The 23,560-nt window shown below is 54.1% G+C and carries 16 protein-coding genes, 1 other RNA gene and 1 pseudogene; 7 read left to right on the top strand and 11 right to left on the bottom strand.

What is annotated here, in order from left to right; translation table 11 throughout:
* Positions 1 to 6: 6 nt before the first annotated feature.
* From M1D91_RS17960 to M1D91_RS17930, 7 genes are read right to left on the bottom strand one after another with little or no spacing between them, the layout of a single operon-like run.
* Positions 7 to 2,211: a glycoside hydrolase family 2 protein gene (locus M1D91_RS17960; RefSeq protein WP_437433226.1), complete on the bottom strand. Its 2,205-nt coding sequence runs from the start codon at positions 2,209 to 2,211 to the stop codon at positions 7 to 9.
* Complete coding sequence (locus M1D91_RS17955; RefSeq protein WP_437433225.1) at positions 2,201 to 4,870, bottom strand: hybrid sensor histidine kinase/response regulator; 2,670 nt, start codon at positions 4,868 to 4,870, stop codon at positions 2,201 to 2,203. The genes M1D91_RS17960 and M1D91_RS17955 overlap by 11 nt, the downstream gene beginning before the upstream one ends.
* Before the next feature lie 2 nt (positions 4,871 to 4,872).
* Positions 4,873 to 5,307 (bottom strand): globin, encoded by a 435-nt coding sequence (locus M1D91_RS17950; RefSeq protein WP_437433224.1) that lies wholly within the window; start codon positions 5,305 to 5,307, stop codon positions 4,873 to 4,875.
* On the bottom strand, positions 5,304 to 6,698 hold the full coding sequence (locus M1D91_RS17945; protein WP_437433223.1) for a DUF3131 domain-containing protein: 1,395 nt from the start codon (positions 6,696 to 6,698) through the stop codon (positions 5,304 to 5,306). The genes M1D91_RS17950 and M1D91_RS17945 overlap by 4 nt, the downstream gene beginning before the upstream one ends.
* Positions 6,683 to 8,185 carry a DUF3131 domain-containing protein gene (locus tag M1D91_RS17940; RefSeq protein ID WP_437433255.1) on the bottom strand — a complete coding sequence of 501 codons (1,503 nt, stop codon included), beginning with the start codon at positions 8,183 to 8,185 and terminating at the stop codon, positions 6,683 to 6,685. Before M1D91_RS17940 ends, M1D91_RS17945 begins: the two co-directional genes overlap by 16 nt.
* A gap of 41 nt (positions 8,186 to 8,226) precedes the next feature.
* Positions 8,227 to 9,558 (bottom strand): DUF3131 domain-containing protein, encoded by a 1,332-nt coding sequence (locus tag M1D91_RS17935; protein ID WP_437433222.1) that lies wholly within the window; start codon positions 9,556 to 9,558, stop codon positions 8,227 to 8,229.
* A complete protein-coding gene (locus M1D91_RS17930; RefSeq protein WP_437433221.1) occupies positions 9,555 to 11,372 on the bottom strand; it encodes a glycosyltransferase family 2 protein in 1,818 nt (605 codons plus the stop codon). The genes M1D91_RS17935 and M1D91_RS17930 overlap by 4 nt, the downstream gene beginning before the upstream one ends.
* Positions 11,373 to 11,658: 286 nt before the next feature.
* Between M1D91_RS17930 and opgC the strand changes: the two genes are divergently transcribed.
* Genes opgC through M1D91_RS17905 form a run of 5 tightly spaced genes read left to right on the top strand, consistent with a single transcriptional unit; the run spans position 11,659 to position 15,776 of the window.
* The gene (gene opgC / locus M1D91_RS17925; RefSeq protein WP_437433220.1) at positions 11,659 to 12,876 is read left to right on the top strand and encodes an OpgC domain-containing protein; all 1,218 of its coding nucleotides are present in this window, start codon (positions 11,659 to 11,661) and stop codon (positions 12,874 to 12,876) included.
* A 10-nt stretch (positions 12,877 to 12,886) separates the two neighbouring features.
* The gene (locus tag M1D91_RS17920) at positions 12,887 to 13,786 is read left to right on the top strand and encodes a hypothetical protein (protein WP_437433219.1); all 900 of its coding nucleotides are present in this window, start codon (positions 12,887 to 12,889) and stop codon (positions 13,784 to 13,786) included.
* Between the two features lie 8 nt (positions 13,787 to 13,794).
* The gene (locus M1D91_RS17915; RefSeq protein WP_437433218.1) at positions 13,795 to 15,009 is read left to right on the top strand and encodes a PP2C family protein-serine/threonine phosphatase; all 1,215 of its coding nucleotides are present in this window, start codon (positions 13,795 to 13,797) and stop codon (positions 15,007 to 15,009) included.
* Complete coding sequence (locus M1D91_RS17910) at positions 14,999 to 15,337, top strand: STAS domain-containing protein (protein WP_437433254.1); 339 nt, start codon at positions 14,999 to 15,001, stop codon at positions 15,335 to 15,337. Before M1D91_RS17915 ends, M1D91_RS17910 begins: the two co-directional genes overlap by 11 nt.
* A 19-nt stretch (positions 15,338 to 15,356) precedes the next feature.
* The gene (locus M1D91_RS17905; protein ID WP_437433253.1) at positions 15,357 to 15,776 is read left to right on the top strand and encodes an ATP-binding protein; all 420 of its coding nucleotides are present in this window, start codon (positions 15,357 to 15,359) and stop codon (positions 15,774 to 15,776) included.
* Positions 15,777 to 15,900: 124 nt separating this feature from the next.
* Here M1D91_RS17905 and M1D91_RS17900 read toward each other — a convergent pair whose 3' ends face one another.
* Positions 15,901 to 16,287, bottom strand: coding sequence for a DUF7079 family protein (locus M1D91_RS17900; protein ID WP_437433217.1), 387 nt, complete (start codon positions 16,285 to 16,287; stop codon positions 15,901 to 15,903).
* 539 nt (positions 16,288 to 16,826) lie between these two features.
* Positions 16,827 to 17,273, bottom strand: coding sequence for a DUF943 family protein (locus M1D91_RS17895; protein ID WP_437433216.1), 447 nt, complete (start codon positions 17,271 to 17,273; stop codon positions 16,827 to 16,829).
* A gap of 830 nt (positions 17,274 to 18,103) precedes the next feature.
* On the opposite strand from M1D91_RS17895, the gene M1D91_RS17890 reads away from it, so the two are divergent.
* Positions 18,104 to 18,841, top strand: coding sequence for an ankyrin repeat domain-containing protein (locus M1D91_RS17890; protein WP_437433215.1), 738 nt, complete (start codon positions 18,104 to 18,106; stop codon positions 18,839 to 18,841).
* 329 nt (positions 18,842 to 19,170) lie between these two features.
* On the opposite strand, the pseudogene M1D91_RS17885 reads toward M1D91_RS17890, so the two are convergent.
* A pseudogene (locus M1D91_RS17885) lies at positions 19,171 to 19,382 on the bottom strand (transposase); the annotation flags it as partial.
* A 285-nt stretch (positions 19,383 to 19,667) separates the two neighbouring features.
* Positions 19,668 to 20,030: a transfer-messenger RNA gene (ssrA, locus tag M1D91_RS17880) on the bottom strand.
* 576 nt (positions 20,031 to 20,606) lie between these two features.
* On the opposite strand from ssrA, the gene M1D91_RS17875 reads away from it, so the two are divergent.
* Positions 20,607 to 23,555, top strand: a complete 2,949-nt coding sequence (locus M1D91_RS17875) for an Ig-like domain-containing protein (protein ID WP_437433214.1) — start codon at positions 20,607 to 20,609, stop codon at positions 23,553 to 23,555.
* Positions 23,556 to 23,560 lie beyond the last annotated feature (5 nt).

The following is a 23,560-nucleotide window of genomic DNA, read 5'->3' as shown; positions in this document are numbered from 1 at the left end:
TGACCATTATGGGGTGGCGGGAAGCTCGACGCGCTCTTCATGCTGGTTTTGCCCCACGGTGGCACCGGCTTTATTCCTGATGCGGTACGCAATCGTCACGTCGTCGCTGCTGGTGGGGGTAACGGTAATCTCCTTCACGCGAATACCTGAGTCGGGCGGCAGGGTCATGGTGGTGCTCCCTTTTGCCAGCTGCTGCCCGTTTTGCGTTACCTGCCACGTCAGAAGACACGCCTCACAGGCTGACCAGGTATCGTTGATAGCCCACAGGCGGACCGTCGCCTGGCTTCCTTTTCGCCATACTGCGGTAACCGGCTCAATGGACGGCAAAATCGGCTGGTAGGCTTTTTGTAGAGCATAGTAGCCCTGTTTTGGCTGTCGCAGATAATCCACCACCCCCCAGTTGATTGAGGGCCAGGTCTCAACAAACATAAAGTGAAAAAGGGCGGTGACGGGTTGATAGCGCTGACGGCGATAGCTCTCCGCCGCCATCGCCACCAGCTTCGCCTGATACGCCTGAGTATTATCAATCATCTCCTGAATATTTTTACCCCGTGGTATGCCCGCAAATTTAAAGGTCTGGAAGGGCTGAAAGTTATGGTACTTCCAGTGTGCCCAGCCAGGATCGTCTGCGGCGGTACTCTTTGGCCACATCAGACCGGCGGGGATAATGGTTTTCAGCGTCGAGAGTCGCGGCAGTGCCTGGGCTCCAAATTCCGTGATAATCGCCGTCTTTGCAGGGCCGAGCAGATCGCGCAGGGTGCCAAAGTACCAGCCGGCCCAGTAGTGCTCCTCCACCGCAGAGAAGCGATGAACAATGCGCGAGGTATCTTCAGCCAGGGTATCGCCAACCCGCCGGGTCAGCGCCTGATTTAGCGTTTTATTCCAGTCCGGGAAGCGTTTTTCCATCCACGGCGAGTTCCACGGCGGCTCGTTATGACCACCCCAGACGATAATGGCCGGGGAGTTACCGAACTGCTCTGTCATCTCGCGGGTTTGCCGTACCGCATTGTCGGCGAATGCGACGCTATCATCGTACCCCCACTGCAGGGGAACGTCCTGCCAGATCATCAGCCCCATCTCGTCGGCCATGTCATATAAGGCGCGCCCCGCCACGTGGCCGTGAACGCGGATAGCGTTAGCATTCATGGCGGCAACGAGCGCGAGATCCCGGCGGTATTTTTCCCGCGTCATGGTGCCCAGCCACGGGGAGCCAATGTAATTACTGCCCTTGATAAACAGCCGTCGGTCATTGATAAGCCAGCCTTTGTTATCCGGTTGTTCTTCCAGCTTACGTAAGCCGGTGCGCGTGACGGCGGTATCCATCAGCCCTCTGGTGTCCCGGAGCGAGGCACGAACCCGATAGAGGTGTGGCTTGCCGACACTCGCAGGCCACCATAGCCTGGCCTTCTCCATAGGAAGCGTAACGTGCAGGCTCTGCACCGTGCCGTTCGTCTTAGTGAGCGTTACCGGAAAATCCTGTTGAAAAGGATGGCCGTTAAAATTGTCCGGGGTAGCGGTCAGCCGCAGGGTGGCAGGCCCGGTCGCTAAGGCCCTATAGCGGATCTCGGCCCGCAGCGCAGGGCGTGCCAGCCCCTCACGCCAGTCCGGACGCAGGATCACCTCGTCAATGGTCACGCCCCGGCTGAGATGCAGCTTCACCGGTGCCCAAATGCCGCCGGAGTTGGCATCCTGACCGCGCTCCGACCAGGCGCCGCCAGGGCGGGTGTCGTGTTGATTAAGCACCCCTTTCACCAGGGTTTTGTGTAACGGCCAGGTTTTTTTAGGATCTTCATACGGGCTGTCTACCCGAACGGTAAGCTGGTTATGGCGGCGGATAGCCTCGCTTACGTCCACCGGGAAGCGCTGGAAATAGCCCTCATGGTGGGCGAGTGCTTTGCCGTTGAGCGAGACATCGGCGAAATAATCCACGCCGTCAAAAACCAGCGTCGACATCGTATCCGGGGCGAGATCAGGCACGCTAAAGGCGTGTCGGTACCATAGCGCGCCCTGATGATCGTAGCCGGCGCTGTACCAGTTAGCCGGGACCCGAAGCGCACGCCAGTCGGTCGTGGTGGCGGTCGCGCCGTTAAAAGTGTCGTCGCGGGCGTCGTGCACACGCCAGAGTCCCGCCAGCGACCAGGTCACGGGGAGCGTCGTAGCCTGCGCCAGCGAAGTGCCCAACAGCAGCAGGAGAATAAGTTTAGGGAGCATGGCTGGTCTCCTGCATTCTGTGGTGCAGCCAGGTTGTGGCGCGGCTGCACTCCTCGTCAAGACTTTGACGTAGCGCGATAAGCCCGGCCTCGTCCAGCGTCAGCGCCTGACTCTCAAGCAGTTGCAGCTCGCGGGCGAGCGCGGAAAAATCGAGGGTGACCGCTTCACCGCGAAGCTTATGTGCAGCGCGGCGTAGCGCCTCGCGATCCCGGTTATCGATGGCCTGTCTGATGGCGTCCATCGCCGCATCAAGCCCTTCGCTGAACAGGCCTAACAGCTCCAGGACCAGCTGAGGGTCCCCGGCACACTGTTTTAACAGGCGGGCCTCATCCGGCAGTCCCTGAATGCTGCCGGAGACAATACGCGTGATTTCGTCATGCAGGGCCTCCTGGCTGACGGGTTTGGCGATATAGCCATCAAAGCCCATCGCAAGACAGCGCGCTTTATCCCCCTGCATGGCGTGTGCGGTCATGGCGATGGCGGGCTGGTGGCCGCGACCCTGCACCTGCTCCTCTTCACGGAGCAGGCGAATGGCCGTTTCTCCATCCATTTCCGGCATTTGCAGGTCGATAAGCAGAACGTCCCAGGACGCCGCGCGCCAGTGCTCCAGCGCGATACGGCCATTGTCTACCACCTCGCACTGGTGTCCGAGCCGCTCCAGAAGCCTTCTGGCGACCTTCTGATTGACCAGGTTATCCTCGGCCAGCAGCACGCGCAGCCCTGGCTGTTCACGGCATGGCGCAACGGCGGCTGGGGCAGGGGGCAGAACTACCGGAGGGGCGGGTTCAAAAGTACTGGCTATTGCCTGATGCAGTTCATGTTGCGCCACGGGTTTATGCAGATAGTGGGCGACGCCGATGCGCTTAAGCATTTTAGGGTCAAAGTGGCGGCTCATTGAACTCAGCATGATGATATGGCTTTGCCTGGTCTGCGGCAGTACGGAGAGCTCAAGCGCCAGCGAAACGCCGTCCATGTCCGGCATTTGGGCATCAAGCAGGATCAGCGGCCAGAAGGGTTGGGAAGCGACCAGGCGCAGCGCCTCGCTGGCATTATTCACACCGGTGGGGGTAAGCCCCATCTGGCGGAGCATGGTATCCAGCAGACGCAGGTTAGTGCTGTTATCATCCACCACCAGCACCCGTTCGCCGTTAAAGCGTCTGAGGGGCGCGTGCGCGGCCTGCTGCCCGGTCAGAGGCAGGGTAAAGGAAAACTCGCTGCCCGTGCCCGGCTCGCTCTCAACCGTCAGCGTCCCGCCCATGAGGGAGACCAGCCGTGCGGAGATGGTCAGGCCGAGCCCCGTTCCACCATAGCGTCGGGTGGTGGAGCTGTCCGCCTGGCTGAAGGCTTCGAAGATGGCCTGCTGCTTCTCCACGGGAATGCCGATGCCGCTGTCGCGCACCAGAAAACGCCAGTGCCCCTCCTTCTCAGCAGGCTGTACTGCAAGCAGCACTTCCCCCTGGTGGGTAAACTTCAGGGCGTTGCCCAGCAGGTTGGTCAGGATCTGACGCAGCCGTGGCCCGTCCGCTATCAGCACCTCCGGCACGCCGGCTGCGACATCCACCAGTAGCTCAATGCCCTTTTCGCTGGCAGCAGGCATATGGAGGCGGATCAGCGACTGAAGAAAGGGGCGGATATCCAGCGGCTCCTCATCCATCACCACCTTACCCGCCTCAATGCGCGAGAAGTCGAGAATGTCGTTAATGATGTGCAGAAGTGACCGGGCTGAGCTCATCACCAGCGACAGATATTCGCGCTGATCGGGGTTAAGCGGCGTGTCCAGGCAGAGCTGAGTCATCCCCAGAATGCCGTTCATAGGGGTGCGAATTTCATGACTCATGTTGGCCAGAAACGCGCTTTTTGCCTCGTTAGCTTCCCTGGCGACCTTAGCCGCTTCAATGGCGAGCAGTTCGGCCTCTTTACGCCGGGTGATGTCCTGGAGTGTGCCTATCACGCGCTCGGCTTTTTGATCGATAGTGAGTGTCACCACCTGCCCGGACAGCAGCATCCAGCGTAAGCCCTGGGTCTGATGCTGAACACGGATTTCACACTCAAATACCGGCATATGATCTTTTTTTGAGGTTATCAGGGCGTGGCGCAGGGTGGCGCGATCCTCTTCGTGAACCAGATTAAGCAAAAATCGCAGCGGGTAGCGCCACTGCCCACGGGACTGGCCGACCATCGCCAGCAGCGTGTCGTTGACCTGCAGAATGTCGTGGGACACCTGCCAGTCGAAAATGCCTATCTGAATTGACTCCGCCGTCAGTAAAAAATCGTCGTGCAGTTGGCTCCGCGAGCGCTGCGCCTCGTCAAGTTCGGTGATATCCGTATGCAGACTGACAATGCCGCCGTCCGGTAGCCGTTGATGCTGCACATAAAGCCGCCGCTGTCCCGACTGGCGGACTTCACAATGGCTCGTTTGACGGCAGTTGCGGATGATGGCGTCCCGTAGCGTCTGGCGGCGCAGGGGATCGATGTTATAGCCCGCATCAATAAATCTTTCCGCCAGGCTTTCCAGCGTCGCCCCTGGCGCAAGCCAGGGAGCAATCACCGGGTAAAAAAGCGCCACCTTATCATTCCATGCCAGCAGGCAGCCGGTCGCGTCGTAAATCATCACCGCCGACGGCAGGACGTTAAGATCGAAACAGGAGGAGGTGTGCATCGTTAGTCGCCTCCGGCCTGATAGTGCAGCTCTGCCTGACGACGAAGGTATTCCAGACCCGGGGCAATGGCCATCGCCCATGCGGTGATGATCTCCTCATCACAAAGGGGATCGCGGGCGCGAACGGTACTGAGCATCGCTAACCGCCACTGCGCAAAAAACTGAGGCGGCAGACGCAGCCCATCATGACTTTGTTCACGGGCCAGCCGCTCAAGGAAGTCAGGGACAAAAAGGGCGCCGTCAACCGCCAGCATGGCAAAGAAGCTTTTAAAAACCATCCGCTGGCCCTCTTCACTCGGGCGGCGTGCAAAGTGGCGCTCCGTCTCGGGGGACATATGCATAAAGGCCTCATAGAAGGCCTCAAAAAAGGGGGTTTTATCGTCGTCAGGCAGCACGCGGTTCAGGCTGGCTTCAAAGAGATCCCGGTAAAATTTCATGGTGCGGTCCTCGTGTCCCGCTCGCCCGGCAGACAGAGGCCGGGTGGGTTGAATTCGTCTGCGGTGCGGCGCGAGAAATAGCTCTCCGCATCCGTCAGGCCGTCGTTAAATAGCGGTCCACCGTTGTGTTTATAAAGCAGCGTCTCCAGAACCATAGCGTTGGTGGAGAGGGTGACCACCCTGTTGACGTCACCGGTGGCTTCAAGGCGGCCTTCGTACCAGCCCTGCTGCGGGTTATTCAGATGCCGGATAACCGCCATCAGGGCATCGGTATAGTCGGTATCCCAGAGCGTCCAGAGCATAAATACCGCTTTAGTCGACACCTGCGCCAGGCGGGGGTAGTCGCGACCATCATCGCCGAGCGTGTTCCAGGCATAACCATTACCCCAGACGGTATCCTCCATATGCCACGGCGCCTGGGCGAGGGAGAAATCGGCGCGGGCGGTCAGCACTTTATCCTGCTCCCAGCGCGTCTTCTGGCTCAGCCATACCCCTTCAGCCCGGCTACGCAGGTTTTTTTGTAGCTCGTCCGGGATGCCAGGGGGCTGCCAGCCGAACTCCAGTCCGGGGAGCATGGCGGGCAGGGTCGTCAGTAGTGAAGGTTGCCAGGTGGTGCGCGGATCGCGTGCATCCACGGCAAGGCTGCGCTGATAGATTATGACGTTGCGCGACGGCGGGGAGAGGGCTTTTCCCACCGGGAATCCCCAGAGGCGAAACGCGCTGGCCGCATATTCGCTCTCGCCGAGCCGCAGCTCCTCACGCACCACGGGTTTCCCGTTTTGCAGCGAGGCGGACCACAGCTCTCCCTCTTTGTCCATGACCGGGCAGAAGTTCCAGCGCAGGACAATTTTATCCAGATACTCCCGGTACTGCGGAGCACGTTCAGCGGTCAGGCGCAGCGCCAGCATCAGTCGCCCCATATCTTTTGCAGACCAGCCGCTGCGGGCAGGTTTACCGGAAAAATCGACCGGGGTCGCCGTCAGGCTGGAGTAAAGTCTGCCAGGGGTTCGAGTGTCAGTGAGCGTCAGGCGGTTAAGCGTGCCGAGCAGGCGGGTCAGCCTTGCGTCAAATTCATCCTCCTTCACCAGCCCCAGCTCTCTGGCGGCGAGCAGCGCGATAAGGGTATCGCCCATTTGCCATAAGGTGACGCGCGGCTGTTTATCACTGCCGTTAACCAGCCCGGTCTGCGGCTGGGTGTTGTTCTGAAAGTAACGCCAGGCGATACGCGCCCACGCCTGCTCCTGCGGCGTCAGGCTGCCGATGCGCGCCGTGGTATGCCAGCCGCCTTTGGTCACCCAGCGCCACCCCTCGCCGTCGCGGCTGAACAGCGCGAAGGCGATGAGGGCCACAAGGGCGACAGCGGTCAGCCAGCCGGCTAGGGTTTTAAGCATTGCGCGGTTACCGGCGGAAGTTTAATCGGCTCATCCGCGCTACAGGCGGCACACTGGCAGGCCTGACAGGCAGGTCTGGTCCGCTGCGTAACCCCGGTCTGTTCACACCAGCTTTTCACGGCTGGCGTACTGTTCAGGAATGGACGGTTGCGTCGGGTGTTGTTCTCTTCGAACTGGTCGAGAAGCTTTTTGTCCCATAACGAGGGGGCGAAATCGTGATTTTTCGGGTTGTCGCTGTTGAACTGCAGCAGCTTGCCCTCTTTTTTAAACAGCAGTGCCTCCAGCATGATGCCGTTGTTGTTGGCGGTAAACTCCTTGATAGGACCGTCACCATTTTCGTACAACCCCTCGTAGTATCCTTTGCCCTCTTCATTGGCGTTTTCAATGGTATTAAACAGGCGGTCCGTGTAGGGAGAATCCCATAACACCCACATACCAAGCGCGGCTTTGAGGGAGACGGCGGCTGTTTCAGGCACGAACTGTCCCTTATCGGTAATGGTGTTCCAGTTAAAGCCATCGCTGAATACGGTGTCGTAAACGAAGTAGGGGGATTTATCGAGTTGATGTTCCGAGCGGGCAGTTAGCACGCCGGTTATCGCGTAGCGATTCTCCTGCGCCTGATAGACGCGATCGGCAAAGTTCTTCATCCAGGGGTGGGAATAATCCCGCGGGCTGTTATTGCGATCCGTCGGATTATCGAATCCAAACTCAAGGCCATAAAGCAGATATGACTCTGTCACCACGTAGTTGTGTTGCGAGGTACGGCGGGGATCGCGTGAATCATAGGGCACCAGAACGCAGTAAATTTCCGCCAGCTCATAGGGCTGCGGTCGGCTGGCCTGGCAGGTGGTGAAACCCCAGAGCTGGAAGCCCGCTGCACCGTACTCCTCATAGCCGAGCCGCCCCTCCTGCACATACTTTGGCTGGCCATTTTCCAGGTAGGCACCATAGAGTGTTCCACAAGGATCGACGGCGTGGCTGAAGTCCCAGCCAAGCACAACGTTGTCAATGCTGTTGCCGTATTCCGGGTAGCGCTCCTTGATAACCTTAAGCCACACCAGCATCCTGCCAATATCAAGGGCTGAAAAGCCGATCTCGCCGGGTTTGTTCTGGTAGTCCACCTTCTGCCCGCTAATGGTGTTATAGGCTTTATTGGGCAGTTCATTGCGAAACAGCACCAGTTTGTTCAGCGTGGCGAGAAATTTCAGCATCCGACGGTCAAATTCGGCTTTATCAATGATGCCGAGCTCGCGGGCCGCAGTCATGGCAGCCAGATAAGAGGCGCTGTCCCACATCGTGGTTGAGGGATACTTATTTACCGCGTTCACAAGCCCGGTCGTTGGCTGATAGTTAGAGACAAAATATTGCCAGGCATTTTTGGCGATAGCCATCTCCCGGGGGCTGAGCTCCCCACTGCGTGGGCGGTAATCAGACGCCGGCAGACCCGGCGCGGCATTAGCGGCAGACAGCGCCAGCCAGAACGCCATGAGTCCGGCCAGAAGAGGGAAAAAGAGAATGAATTTCAGCTTCATGGCGTCGCTCCTGCTGAAGAGAGGGGGTGGGCGTCGGCGTTAAGGCAGGCGAGGCAAAGCATCTGCCCGTGGGCAATGTAGGCCAGGCTTTCGAGGACAATCGCGTTGGTATCGGCATCAACAACGTCATTTACGCTGCTGTTCAGGTTCAGACCCCGCTGCCAGCCTTTACCGGGGACTTGCAGCCGCTGCACCTGCTGGCGCAACGCTTCGCTCCAGCCGTTGCGAAACAGGGCATACCAGGCAAACGCGGATCGGGTTGAGACGATGGCCGTTTGCTCCGGGGTTGCATCGCGCAGGGCGCGGTTCTGAAGAGGCTGGCGGTCCGGCAGGTCGTTAACATAGTCCGGGGCGGGTTCGGCGTAGTCCGTGCTGATGGGCGGTTTGCTGACGCGCAGGCTGTGGCGACGCTGCTGTATTTGCATAATGCGCCAGGTGATTTCTGCGCTCTGGGCGTCAAAACCGAGCTCCAGCCCGGTAAGCAGGTAGGGCAGGCTAATCAGAGAAGGCTGGCGTCCCCACGGGGTGCGTAGCCCCTCGTCAGGCACCATGATGCCGTCGATATCAATCATCTGCTGGCCCTGAGGCGGGTTTGTCACCGCAAGCCCCGCGGCACTGTCAATCAGCCGCAGCGTATGGCTGGCATACAGTCGGTAACCAAAGCTGTTTCGTGGTTCGTCGGTCGCCAGCGCCCAGTGATGCAAAGCGGCTGCGGCCTGGCTGGTGGTGCTGGTTTCAATCAGCGCTCCCACCTTCCACTGGTTAAAGAGATCGCGTACGGCGGGGGCATGCTGCGGGTAACGCCACAACAGCGCTTGCAGTGCGTTCAACAAACGGCCCATTCCGATGGCAGATGACTCGGGTTTTCCCAGTATTTTCAGCGTGTCCGCGTGATAGTAAGCCGCAGGCAGCCCCTGCGGGTTCAGCGGAAGCTGGCCCAGGGTAAAGAGTGCCGTCGCGATCCGCTCATCAAACTCGTCAGTAGTCAGAATACCCAACTGTTTTGCCGCCACTGCGGCAAAGAGGTAGCTGCCAATGCTCCACAGACTGAACCACGGCTCCTGGTCATGCCCATTCGCCAGCCCATTGGGCTGGGTATTATTCACGTAATACTGCCAGGCGACCCGCGCCCAGATGGCCTCATCAAACGTTAACTCACGTGGGGCAGGCAGCGGCGGAAAATCCTTGCTGAGCGTCATGCCGCTGCTGCTCTCAATGCGGGTAGGCATCTGTTTTTCGACCCAGACGACAATGGCGAAGCCCAGCAAAAAGCCGAGCAGGATAGTGAGGTAGCTGCGGGCAGAGAGTAGCGCATCGCGTTTTCTCATTGGCTCGTCTCCGCGTCTTCCGCAGGCGTCCAGATGGCAGCCAGTATCAATGGCAGCATGGCGGCAATGTTGACCGCTCCCCAGAAGATATTGATGACGTAGCCGGAAGGATCGTCAACCTGTCCCCGTGCTACCTGAATGCCGCCCCAGATAAGCCCGACAAGCGTTAACAGCACAATGGCAATTTGTGGCTTTACGAGGTAGAGAAAACGGCCCGCCTGGCGCTCCTTCGGGGTGACATGAAATTTTATCTGCTCACCGCGCAGCACGGTGCTGAGCGCTCGCAGGTTCATAGAGAAAAAAGAGAGGTATGAGGCCCTGCCATCCCAGGCGGAAATGCCCCAGGTGCCGAACATAAAGGCCAGCTCTGACAGAATAAAAAAGGGCAGGAAATGGAGATAGAAGGGCGTCGACCATGCAGAGACCGGCGGGATGCCGGTAAACAAATAGATAATCGGCGAAATCAGAAAAACGGTATTCCAGACGCAGGCCATGTAGGACCAGAAGGTGGTGGCGTACATTAGCGTTTGCGGCAGGGAGAGCTTAAAGCGGCGGCGACTGAAAATATTGTCGTGAAACAGTATGTCCAGCGAGCCTGCGGCGTATTTAAAACGCTGGATCATCCACGTCAGCATGTCCTGGGGCGAAAGCATTTTGGACTCGATACGCGGATGCATTACCGAGCGCCAGCGCCGGGCAGCGTCGCCATGCAGCAAAATCGAGGTATAGATATCTTCAGAGACGTGAAATTTATAGGGGGTGAGTTCGGTGTCAAACGCCACGTGCGGTCGCATAGCCTCTTCCAGTGCCTGACGCGTGGCGGGATCGCGTATATCCCTGGTGTGGCGGTTAATCTCCTCCTCCACGGTCCAGACATAGCTGCGCAGGGCCGCCTGCATCACCGCTTCGCGGCGGTGAACGGAGGCCGCGCCGCAGCAGAATGCGGCGTTGGCCCAGTTACGACGGCGCAGAATGACGTCATAGAACATTCGTGGATCGTTAAAGAAGGGATCGCGGCCAACGGTAACAGGCCCGATGAGTTTTTGCATAAGCCAGCCCACGCCATAGCCTGCCTTGCCCGCTTTACGCTCAAGCCAGCGGGCCAGGTTCTCCCCTTCAGGAAGATCGTAAAACCACTGCGGCGTCTGCACCCAGGCTACATCAGGGTCGCGGAAATAGCCCATTGTGTGGCTGAGCAGCGTCGGGAAAACGCGGGTATCGGCGTCACAGATAATGAGAAAATCGCCGTCGGTCTGCTCAAGCCCGTTGCGCAGATTCCCTGCCTTGTAGCCAGTGTTGGTCTGGCGGGTAATATAATTTACCCCCTCCTCTTCACAGACAGCGCGCATCGCCGGGCGACGCCCGTCGTCCAGCACATGCACACGGTAGTCCAGCGGGAAGGGGTACTCCATTTTCATGGCGTCACGAATGGAAAGTCTGACAAGCTCCACATCTTCGGAGTAGGTCGCAATAAACAGATCCACCCTGATGGGACGGGACTCGACCTTTTCCTCCGCCAGCAGGCAATCGTTAATCTCCGCAGGCGGTGTGGTTTGCAGCGGATCGTCTTCTTTCCACAAATTAATGGTAAACAGCACCGTGCCGATCCAGGCCAGGGTCTCTGCTAACACCAGCGGCAGGGCATACCAGAGGGCATCGGTATTTAATGAGGCTGTCCAGCGCCAGTAAATATAATTGGCTCCGAGGATCAGCGCCGCTACTGCTAAAACCTGCCAGGTCATCATCACCCAGCGAGGTGTGTTGAGTGGCTCAGGCGGCTGGCGATGTTCAAAACGGGAAAAGTAAAAATCCATAGCAAAGGATATCCTGTTTCCACACGGGTTCTGAATTAAAGACGCTGTGCTGGCAGGAGCGGTTCCGCCTGAGAAAATAACGTCTGTCAAAACAAAAGGTAAAATAAGTGTAGATGGCTGAGAAAAAGTGTCCAGCCGGGTAAATAGCAACAATACAGGCTCACTTAACTTAAAATCATTGCTGCTTAATATAACTTTTGGTTCTCTTATTAATTGCCTTATACAGGTCTATACGCTATCTAAATAATTTATCAGCTGTTTTATCGCACAGATAAAAGGTCTGCCTATGAGCCAGGTTGCGTCAGCGATTTCTGAGAAAGAAAGAGAAAAATCAATCGCATGGCGCTATGATGTGGCGGGTAATCGTGACCTGAGAATTGATCTCATGCGTGGGATAGCGCTGGTGATGATGGTCGTGGCTCACACTGAGGTAATGTCGATATTTAATATATTTACCTGGGAGCGATTTGGCCTGACGACCGGGGCTGAAGGCTTTGTCATTCTTTCCGGATTTATGCTGGGAATGCTTAATCGGGCCCGTTTGCAAAAAGTCGTCTTGCTCACGGTTTCGTGGGGGTTATATCTTCGCGCATGGAAAATATATCGCGTAAATATCATCATCATCATCTCTTTTTTATTGATTGGGTATATTCCCTTTATTAATGTTTTTGAGGTGACCCATTTTACCGATCGTTTTTCGGGCACCAGCTGGTCGCTTTATCCGGTTACGCCGCAAATAAAAGAGACCTGGTTTAACATTATTCTCTATTTACAGATTGGCCCCCACCAGACGCAAATCCTTGGTCTGTATATTTTTCTGTTGCTATTAAGCCCGCTGTTTCTGGGAATGCTACAACGCGGCAAGGTGTACTGGCTTCTCGGGCTTTCTTTGCTGGTCTACTGCTGCTGGCAGCGCTGGCCGGTGCGGGTTACCGCCGCTGAATTTGAGTTCGCGTTTCCGCTGCTGGCCTGGCAATTTATTTTCGTACTGGGCATGAGCAGTGGCTGGTACAAAGCGGAGCTGCTCTCCTTTGCCCGCACCCCTGCTGGCAGGGTTACTGTCGCTGCATTGGTGGTTCTGGCGCTGATCCTGGGGTTTATCGCGCAAAACCACACCAACCCCTTTATGCCCTCCGCCCTGCTGATGCATACCATCCCGCCGGCGGATTTTAATGCCTTTTATCACACCTGGGCGGCGAAAAATGGGCTGGGGCCGGTTCGGGTGCTCAATGATATCTGCCTGATGGTTACGGTCTACCTGCTGCTGACCTGGTGTTGGCTTCCTGTCTACCGGCTGGCGGGGTGGTTTCTCATCCCGCTGGGGCAGCGTTCCCTCTACACCTTTATTTTGCACGTTTACGTTGTTCTTGCGGTCAGCCAGTTCGTGACCTTCGATTTATGGCGTCATGCCTGGATTGAAAACACGATAATTCATGCGGCGGCGCTTGGCGCACTGTGGCTGATGGCGAAATACAACGTCGCGGCACGCTGGATACCTAACTAAGGAAAGGCAAATGCGTGAGAGATTTTTAGCTGCCACTCTGCTGATGAGCGCTGCTCTGGGGGCGCAAGCGGCGCAAACGGATGATAACCCGACGCTGCGGGATAAAGATGGCGAGCCGGTGCAGGCGGGGGTTTTTACCAGTCGCTGGGGACGGTTATTTTCCGGTAATGAGAAGACGTTCTCGGGGGCGTTAAGCTTTAGCTCGGGTCTCAAAGAGCAGTGGATGACCATTCCCAATAATTCAGATAGCGCAGAGCGGAAGAAAAAGGTTAATCAGACGCTTAACCTCAGCCTGCAGTATTCCCCCTACAGCTTCTGGTTTGCCAACATCACCTCGCGGTTACCCGTGACGGATACCAGTCGTTACACCGCCGACTATCGCTACAGCTTTGGTTATGACGACTGGCATGCTAATACCCTCAGTCTCGTCTACAGCAATTACGGCGATAACCACTTCTGGACGTCAGACAAACGCCGCAGCACCTATTTTGAGCAAGGGGCCGTCACGCTTGCTTATAAATTCTCACTGCCAAAGCCGATGGAGCACGCTCTGCTGATTAATAAAGGCGACTCGATTATTTGCCAGGTGGGCTACAGCTGGGTGCCGCGTTACTACGACCTCAGCGACAACGATATCCGTAAAAATAAAAACGTCATGCTGGGCGGGTGCGGATATACCTTTAAACAGCATTTCTTTGTACGCGCCACAGCCTTCTGGTTCCCGGATCGTAGCCAGCAGCAGCCGTGGAACGGTGATTACAGTTACAGCTTTGGCTACGCGGGCTACACCCCTGGTTCCTTCTCCCTGCAGTATGCGAACTACGCCGGTACGCGCTACCCTGGTCATAAGAGTGGTAACGGGAAATTCCGTGAAGGCACGGTCAGTCTTATCTGGTTCTTACCGCTATAGGGGGGGGTATGACGGCACAGCATGTACTGATTGTGGAAGATTCACCGGTTTACCGTCGTCTGCTTGCCCGTATGTTGACGCAGTGGGGATACCGCGTCAGCGAGGCGGAAAACGGTGTTGCCGCCCTCACTCTGCTGGCAAGCCAGCCGGTGAGCATGGTGATTAGCGACTGGGAAATGCCGGAGATGGACGGTTTGACGCTGTGCCAGGAGATCCGTAGCCGTCAGTTTGGTCACTATATCTATCTTATTTTGCTGACCGCCCGTGAAGATCCCTCCGATCTGACGCTGGGGTTTGATGCTGGTGCAGATGATTTTCTGAGTAAACCCGTTGAGCAGGCCGAGCTGCGGGCGCGTCTGCATGCGGGGGCGCGTATTTTGTCGCTGGAGGCGACGCTCGCCGCCCGCAACGCGCGCCTTAGCGAGGCGTTGCAACAGATAGAACAGGATCTTGAGGTGGCGGCCCGCATCCAGCGGTCGGTATTACCCGCTCATCAGCTGTGCTACCGCGACTATTTTTCCGACTGGTTATTTCTGCCGTCGGCCTGGGTCTCCGGGGATATTTTTAACGTATTCCCGCTGGATAACCATCTGGGCTTTTACTGCGTGGACGTTTCCGGCCACGGCGTCGGGGCCGCGATGATGTCGCTCGCCGTCGCCAGACAGTTTTTACATGGCCGGGCGGTGGAGCGTTTTCTCTTTTGTGATGATGGCGGCGTGGAGTCACCGGCGGAGGTGGTGCGCATCCTGAATGGTCGTTTTTGTAGTGAAGAGACTGAGATTGTGAGCTATTTCACCATGATCTACGGCGTGATCGATCTTGATACCGGGCAGGGGAAACTGTGTCAGGCCGGGCATCCTACCCCCTTTATCGTGAGCCTGAATGGAGAGGTGAGAACAGTAGGTAGCGGCGGGGCACCGGTGGGGCTGATGCCCGATCTTGTCTGGAACGACGTTTCCTTCACCCTGGCACCCGGCGAGCGGCTGTATCTGTTTAGCGATGGCATTACGGAGTGTGAAAATGCGTCCGCAGAGCAGTTCGGGCAGATGCGGCTGCAGCACTGGCTTCAGGAGGGGGCAGCCCTGCCGCTGGACGCACTACTGACGCACTTTGGTCAGCATCTCATCCGCTGGCACAGCGGGGAAAACGCAGAGCAGCAGGCAATGGCTGATGATGTCTCACTCTTGGTTATTGAGCATAAAGGAGAAGATGATGAATATTGATACAGAGCGGCTGGCGCACGTGAATATCCTTACCCCCTCGGTGCGCAGGCTCGACGCCTCGGTGGCTGCGGCCTTTAAGGAGGCGGTTATTCGCGAAATCGGTGATGACCGCAAAGCCCTGATCGTCGACTTTTGCAAAATTGACTTCATCGACAGCAGTGGGCTGGGGATGCTGGTTTCTTTACTCAAGATGATGAACGGGAAGGGAGAAATGACGCTGTGTGCCTTAAACCCGGGAATTCAAAATATGTTCACCCTGACCCGGATGGATCGCATTTTTCGAATCTGCCCGGATCGCGCCTCGGCGCTAACGCCGACGAATCCGTGACCTTCCCGTGGCTAACAACATGGTATTTCCGGCAACCTTAACGTCACTCTCCCGGTTGGCGGAGTGGCTTACACAACAGCTGGCGCCCCTTCCCGTTAGCGACGAATGGCGGTTTTCTGTCGATCTTGCCGCCTGCGAGACGGCAACCAATATTATTCGCCACGCTCTGCATGAAGACGGGCATAGCCAATTTTCCGTGGAATTTATCCAGAGCGAGGAGGCTATTACGTTGCGTTTTACCGACACGGGCGATCCCTTTCCGGCAACGCGCCTCGCAGCGGCGAAAGAAGACAGCACCTTCGGGGCAGATCCCTTTGCCGAAAGTGGACGGGGGCTAAAATTAGTTTTGTTGAGTGTCGATCTCTTTAAGGTAGAAAATACCGGGGGGATGAATGTCACGACCCTGGAAAAGTTAATGCCGGGACAATGCTCACGATAAGGGCGTGTTTGCTGATAATGTAATGCGTAACCACGTTGGGTTCGGATTTAATGTCTTGGCGTAAGACTTCACGGGACACATTCAGGGCACAAAAAAGCCCGCAGGGTTTGTGCCGTGCGGGCTTTCAGGAGCATGATTCCAGCAGGGCCGATAGCCTGGTGAGGGGGTCCTGAATATGTTTACGGCGCTGTTTTAACAGTACGCGGGCAGGAACAACACGCTCAATAAGGGTCGGCTTCCTGCTTACGTATTCTGTTACGAGCCGCTTAACATCTTCTTCTGTCCAGCCGTCCATCACCGGCGTTGGGTTGTAAAGAAGATTCCACTGGAGGGCAGGGGCAACTTCCTCATCGAGAATCGCGAAGATTGCTTCCCGGCTGTACCCGGATTCCTTTAACAAATTAGCCATGAATCGATAGTCATAGTCCATGAGTTCGCGCCCGGTAAAAAGCTCCGATAAGGCATGCCAGACAGGAGTGCGCATGGCCAGCTCATCCTCGTTAAGGTGCATTTATTTTTCCCTGCGGTTCAGACAGTGAGTCAGATGTCTTGTGAAATATTTTCGTTGCGTAATGTTCGGCAAAATCGGCTATGGTGCGACCTGACGGTTTTGATAGCTGAGGTTTCACCACCCGATACTGGCTACTTCGGTCATTGCGTTAGGACTGTGAAGTAATAAGTGTAGTTCTGTTGACCTGCTCCCGCTGGTTAATACACCGCGATAGTAGTCTCTTCATAATTCACATGGGACATCCTCATAAGGTCGGATATCTGAAGCAATGTGTTGCTCACCGACTGATTCGAGCAGTTTTATAAGATTAATTCGATAAGGAGCGTAACCTTTTTTATTACTCCTGTACTGATGGCATTGCCGTCAAATTTAGAGTGAAATAATTTAAATAGGTGTAGCGTCAGTTTTTGTCGACCGTATTCATAGCATGAGGCTTTTTAGCAGGTATAGCGTGAGAAATAGTGTTATTTTTCATTAAATGAACCCCTCGTTTCATAATGGCTCGTGCCGGGTTTACCTGTTGAGTCGGTAAAGACTATTTATTCTAACTCTATTTTTCCTTCAGGGGTCTGCACGTAAGTTTTATGATCTATGTTTATGAATTGCTTTTCATTAAGGTTACCTCTGACAATTATCGCCATAGTATTATATACACATTTTTCATGCTTACCATTTGCATCATCAAAACAGGTATAATCATCGATAGAACCATCCCTTGTTCCTTTAGGTAATTCTTCATAACCATTAAAGTTCATGATGGTAACTGTGAAGTTATAGGGTGTCTTGATGACGTGATATTTTTCCTGCAGTAACTGTTTGTTTTTCATCCACCATTTTAATTTTCCTTCTGTGGTTACTGGCAAATGTTCTACAAAAACCGCACTACCATCCACCCTGACTATTTTTGTTGGTCTGACATAACTCCATATGCAGTATGCAATAATTAAAGCAATTATAATTGTTCCAGTCCTTTTATACTTAGGCATCGTTTTTTCGCGGGAATGACTATAGGAGGGTATCACTTTCATGGAAATTAGACCTTGAAATCTTGCAATTTTGAACCGCAACCAGTTTAACCGATACATCAGGGACATTGCAGACTGACCGCGATCCGATATAGATGTCATAAAGATATTGTCTACCTCAAGAAAATCATTAATACCTGGCGGCAGGAAGATAACGAGTGTGAACCACATTCAGCACTGAATTATCTGACACCACGATAATTTCAGTACACTGGCAACATGGAAAATCAGGGTGCAACGTAATATATAGTGCTAATTTATTGATAGATCAAATAGTTAATGCAGTTAAATACAACTCATTTATTCTCTCAAAAATTTCAACTATCAAAAATCATAGGGGCTGGTTAGATGATCCTCATCCCATAAGACTTATGTGAATCATTTTCACATCTCCCTGTCATTTACAGTAATTATTTATATAATTGTTTATCTAGTCGTTTAGGACACTATCAGCGCGTTTAATAACAGCTCGCATGCTAAATGATTATCCCTTCTGGAGCATCCATGCATATCAGTAAAGGGAGTAGTGAGAAGGGGGAGTTGGTGTTATGACAAATTACATGTCTCTGACCTACATCCTGGAAGAAAAAGTCGCTCCCGAACGATATCCTTTTTTGATACGTCACTTATTGCTATGAAAGTGGGCGTAGCAAACATGTTTCCTGATGACACAGTGCTGGACTTTCTGGCGGTACGGGTAACATACGGACAAGCACGGCCTGTCACAGGTTATTAACTGCTTGAGGCACAAAAGGATGAGGATACGGGAATTATTAAAAGCAGGATTTAGCATGAAAAAAATCACCTGCGCGATATTCTTTTCTTTTCTGTTAGCGCTGTTATCGGCGTGTAATGATATGAAAAAGATAGAACCTGAAAAACATTTTACTGGCCCGCAACTTGTTCTGGCTAACGCGATTGATGCGGCAGATCGCGAGTCTGTTCTTCGACTGGCAAAAGTGACTGACCTAAAAACGCCCGGAGCTGAAGAGCTGACTATCCTCTTTTATGCCCTTAATGAGTGCTTCTACAATGACAATCCTCCTGAGCGATTACAGATAGTCACGGATTTGGTTCGCGCTGGCGCTGACCCATTACAGCCACAGATGAATATGCCAGGTAGCCCTGCTGAAATAACGGCTAAAGGCGATAAAGACATATGGTTAAAGGCATTACTGGATGGAGGGTTAAACCCTGGCGCCAAGGACAAGCTGTATCATGTCCCACTTATCTTCTCGACGATCGATTCAAAAAATACCTCCACGCTGGCGCTATTAATAGAGCGAGGAGCTGATCCAAATGCACGAAATTCACTCGGTGAAACTCCGCTTGTTGATGCTTTTTTTAGTGCCGATTTTGATAAAATGTTTTTCCTGCTGGATCACGGAGCCGATCCAAACCCGGTAAATAAGCAAGGACGATCTTTCCGACAAATGGTTGATAGAAGGATTTCTCAGGTTAAAAAAGGCAGTGGTTACTACGATAACCTGCTGAAACTGGACAAAAAACTTAAAAATCTCGGTGTTTAATATATGACGCTTTTTTTGGATAAGAAGCTCATCAATGCTGACGAACAGCAGAGGTTAATTCCACTGCTGGCCGATTCAGCTAACTATTCTTAACATCTCAATTACTGCGATTCATACTGTATGTAGTTATCACTATTATCAGCTACCCGCTAAATTTTCCATCGGCCATCCTCACCCAGCCAGACATCCAGCCGCATACTGCTTTCATCATGAGGCCCAGGAGATGTAAACAGACCCGTTTTAGCTCCAGGCATTTTTTGAGTTCCCGGCCAGATAATGGTGTTGTCGGTATTTCTCCGGCGTCATAGTATTCAGTGATTCATACGGGCGTTCACATCGGCAAACAGCTGGTTGAGACATCGGTTTTCGTCCTCAGGACTTTAATATCAGAATCCCCCATGCCACCGTGTCTGGACTTTCAATTGTATCAGGTGGCTTCAGAAATAACGGCCTCCCGGCAGACCTTTTTAACAATTCGTCCGGCTTCAACCGACTTCATCACCGCGATGATCTGATGCTCAGTAAAACGGGCTTTACGCAAAGCTATCTCCTGCGCTGGCTGACTGATTATGCCGGATGATCTCTCAATGTGAATGGCACGATTATGCAGGGTACTTACACCATGTGAGTCTCCCTGCTTTTAGGCCCAACGGGAACACTATAGCTTTTCGTTGGGCCTATCGAAGGGCCTAAAAGGTTCAGATTTAATTGGTTGGCATCAGACTTCGCAGGACAAATTGCAGGCACAAAAAAGCCCGCAGGGCTTGCGCCGTGCGGGCTCTTAGGACTTCATCGGATGACTCTGGTAATCACCGATGGAGAATTTTGGTGGAGCTGGCGGGAGTTGAACCCGCGTCCGAAATTCCTACATCCTTGGTACTACATGCTTAGTCTGTCTTTACATTCGCCGGGCACCTGCGAACAGACACGCCACTACCCGACTAGCCTGATTAGTTTTAACGCTTCAGCCCCAGGCAGGACATCCACGCGATCTCTTTTGGGTTTGACCTCTCTTGATCCCCGTCCTAAGAGCGGAGGCTAGGGAGAGAGGGCTCTTAGCAGGTTATTAAGCTGCTAAAGCGTAGTTTTCGTCGTTTGCGACTATTTTTTTGCGGCTTTTTACGAGGCAAACCGCCCCTCGGCATGCACCTTGGGTTTCGCAAATCCCGTCGAATCCAGAATCAGCCCCTAAGTGTGTTAAACAGTATAACAGCTTTTGACCGTGGCATGCCAGTCCATATAGGTAGAACTTTCTTATTATTTTCCGTTGCTTAAAGTATGAGCACCTGGTAATGACGGCGTACAGATGCCGGATTTAATTTATATATGCATAGTAAAAGCCGAGTTTTATATGAGTGCAGCATTTAACCAGCGCTGGTATATCATGTATTGCTGCTTTAATTTGTATAAATTAATGATTATTTAAATTTTAATTAATGATTCGCATATTAATTTAAGCGTAGCTTAATAATACCCAGGATATATTGCTGATATATTCTGTATTCAGAACTTTTACAACAAATTGTGAAATAGGAGTTTGCCTAAAGTGTGAACCTTGATTATATCTTTATTTAACACGGCATTAAACAAGCTAAACGCGGTAAAAGGATCAATCCTATATAAAATCAACCACTTAAACTAATCTCAAAAATCATATAGCAAAACCTATTTATATCACCAGCCAAAACTCGGTGTGGGTACCCCTACGCTCTGATATTTGCTGGCGATGCCACAAATTATTGCTCTGGTACTCGAGGTGAATTATATGGCTACGCAAAGCGTCGTTACAGGAACCATGCAGGTAATTAACCAAAAAACAGGTGATGTCGTTGCACAATATGCGCAAGGTGGCGATCGCGTCGTTAACCTCACTGAAACCAGTATCGTGCGTATTAATGCTTCTCCAGAAACCGTTAATTTTTATGAACGTCAGGGAAATGACCTGATTGTCCATATGAAGGACGGTTCTACTGTGCGTTATCAAAGCTTTTTCTTGCTGGATAGCGATGGCCTGCATAGCCAACTGGTCTTTGAAGACAATCTCGGTACCCATCATGCGGTATTCCCGTATGCGGCTGAATCGGGTCCGGCAGCGGCAGAGGCCATTGTTCCCACCTATGCGGATGTCGCCATGGACTCCCTGGTTGGGACGAGCGGTATTTCGGCCCTTGCGGTGCTGGGGGGGATTGCTGCGGTGGGTGGCATTGTCGGTATTGCGGCAGCATCTGGCGGTGGCGGTGGCGGCGGTGGTGGCAGCGACAGCAATAACGGCGGCACTAACCCTGAAAACCCAGGCAATGGCGGCAACAACCCAGGAAACGGGGGGACCGATCCGGGTAACGGTGGAACAGACCCAGGCAATGGTGGTACGGACCCCGGTAACGGTGGCACAGACCCAGGAAACGGGGGGACCGATCCGGGTAACGGTGGAACAGACCCAGGCAATGGTGGTACGGACCCCGGTAACGGTGGCACAGACCCAGGCAATGGCGGCACGGATCCCGGTAATGGCGGTACCGACCCCGGCAATGGTGGAACCGACCCTGAACCCGGTGTTCCGGTGCTGAGACTGGCGGTCATCGGCACGGATAATATGCTCAACGCTAACGATATTCTGGTATCGCAGGCGCTGTCAGGCTCCACCGATGCTGTTAATGCGGGTAGTCAGGTGGTGGTACGTATTGGCAACAATACCTGGACAACGGTGGTTGAGAGCGATGGCAGTTGGGTGGTCTTCCTGCCGCCGTCGGTGCTGGGCCAACTTGAGCAGGGTGCCCATATCGTCGACGTCACACTCACCACGCTCGATGGCAGAACGGTAACGGAAACGACGGAGTTCACTCTCGATTCGATTCCCCCCGCGCTCACGCTTACGCAATTTGCTTCGGGCAACATTATCGACCAGGCGTTGATTGATGGCGATAAGCTGGTCCGCGGCTATTCCAGTACTGCGGATGAAGGCAGCCAGGTGACGGTCACGTTAAATGGCAAAAATTATACCACCACGGTAGACGCGAACGGGCAATGGCAACTGACCATTCCGCAGGCAGACATGGCGCTGCTTCAGGACGGTGAAAGCTATGTCATCACCTACCGGGTGGTGGATCTGGCCGGCAACGTGACGCAGGAAACACAGTCAGTCACTACCAATTTCTCGACTCCTGAGGTCACCATCGATCCGGTCACCAGCGATAACGTTCTTAACGCTGCGGAAGTGCTGTTGAATCAAACCGTCTCTGGCCACACGGTGAACATTCCTGCCGGGCAAATCGTGACCATCACTCTCAATGGCAAAACCTATTACGCACAAGTGGCGGGGGATGGATCCTGGAAAACCATTATCCCCGCAGGCGATCTTGCGGCACTGGGACAAGGGAACACTACCCTGATCGTCAGTGTCAATGACATTGACGGCAATCCGGTTATCAAAACGGCTGGCGTCGAGGTGAATACCAGCCAGGCAGGCATTGCGATCGCCATTTTGTCGACCGACGATTATCTCAGTGCGGCTGAAGCTGAACAGCCACTGGAAATTCGTGGGGTGACGACGGTGCTTGGGGCCGGAGCGATCATTACGGTGACCGTTAACGGCAAAGAATATCAGGTCACCAACATTGATGATGCGGGTTACTGGAGCGTCATCATTCCTCCTGCTGACTTACTATTGCTGAAAGATGGCCCGACAGTCATAACGGCTGTGGTCACCGATGGAACACAAACCGCCGAAGATAATCACACGCTCAATGTCCAGATTAACCATCTGCCACAGCCGACTATCAACGAGCCCTTTGGTGATGGCTACCTGAACAGCGCTGAAAAATCAGTAGATCAGGTACTGAGCGGCAATACAGGTGTCTCTGGCGGCGGGCAGACAGTCACGGTGCAGGTAGGAAATAAAACTTATCAGGCCACGGTGGATGCTGACGGGAACTGGAAAATTACGGTACCGGCCACCTACCTGCAAACCCTCCCGGACGGCGTCCTGCCTGTAACAGTGAATGTGAGTGACGCGGCGGGGAATAGCGCTTCACTCAGCGATTCAGCACAGGTCGATACGCTTGCTCCGGCACTTTCCTTACTGCCATTGACCGGCGATGACAAACTGAACCCCAGCGAACTGAACCAGGATCAGGTCATCAGCGGCATCAGTGCGGTCAGTGAGCAGGGACAAATCGTCACTATCTCCCTTAACGGGAAAACCTACACCGGGGTAGTGGGCAACGACGGTAACTGGCAGGTGACTCTTCCCTCTGCCGACCTCGTGGCGCTGGGCGGGGGAAATCACACCTATACGGCGTCTCTTACGGACGCCGCAGGCAATACCACCACGGTCTCCCATTCATTCGATGTGAAAACCAGCGCAGTGACCCTTGATGTGCTGAATTTAACCTCGGACAACATCCTCAATGCGGCAGAGATCAAAGTTGATCAGACGCTTGGGGGCACCACAAATGCGGAAATAGGCAGTATCGTTACGGTCAACCTGGGTGGCAAAAGCTACAGCGGCGTCGTCGACGCGGCGGGTAACTGGAAGGTCGTCCTGCCGGCGATTGACTTGCAACAGCTGACGCAGGGGACAACCTCTTATACCGTCAGCGTCACCGATGCTTACGGGCAAACGCAGACCGAGACGAAAGATTTTAACATTGATACCTCGGCTGATTCGGTGGCGATCAGCATCGTCGCCAGCGATGATTACCTGAACCTGGCGTAATCCGG

The sequence above is a fragment of the Enterobacter sp. SA197 genome (assembly GCF_054131575.1).
This window is presented reverse-complemented; position numbering and strand designations above follow the sequence as displayed.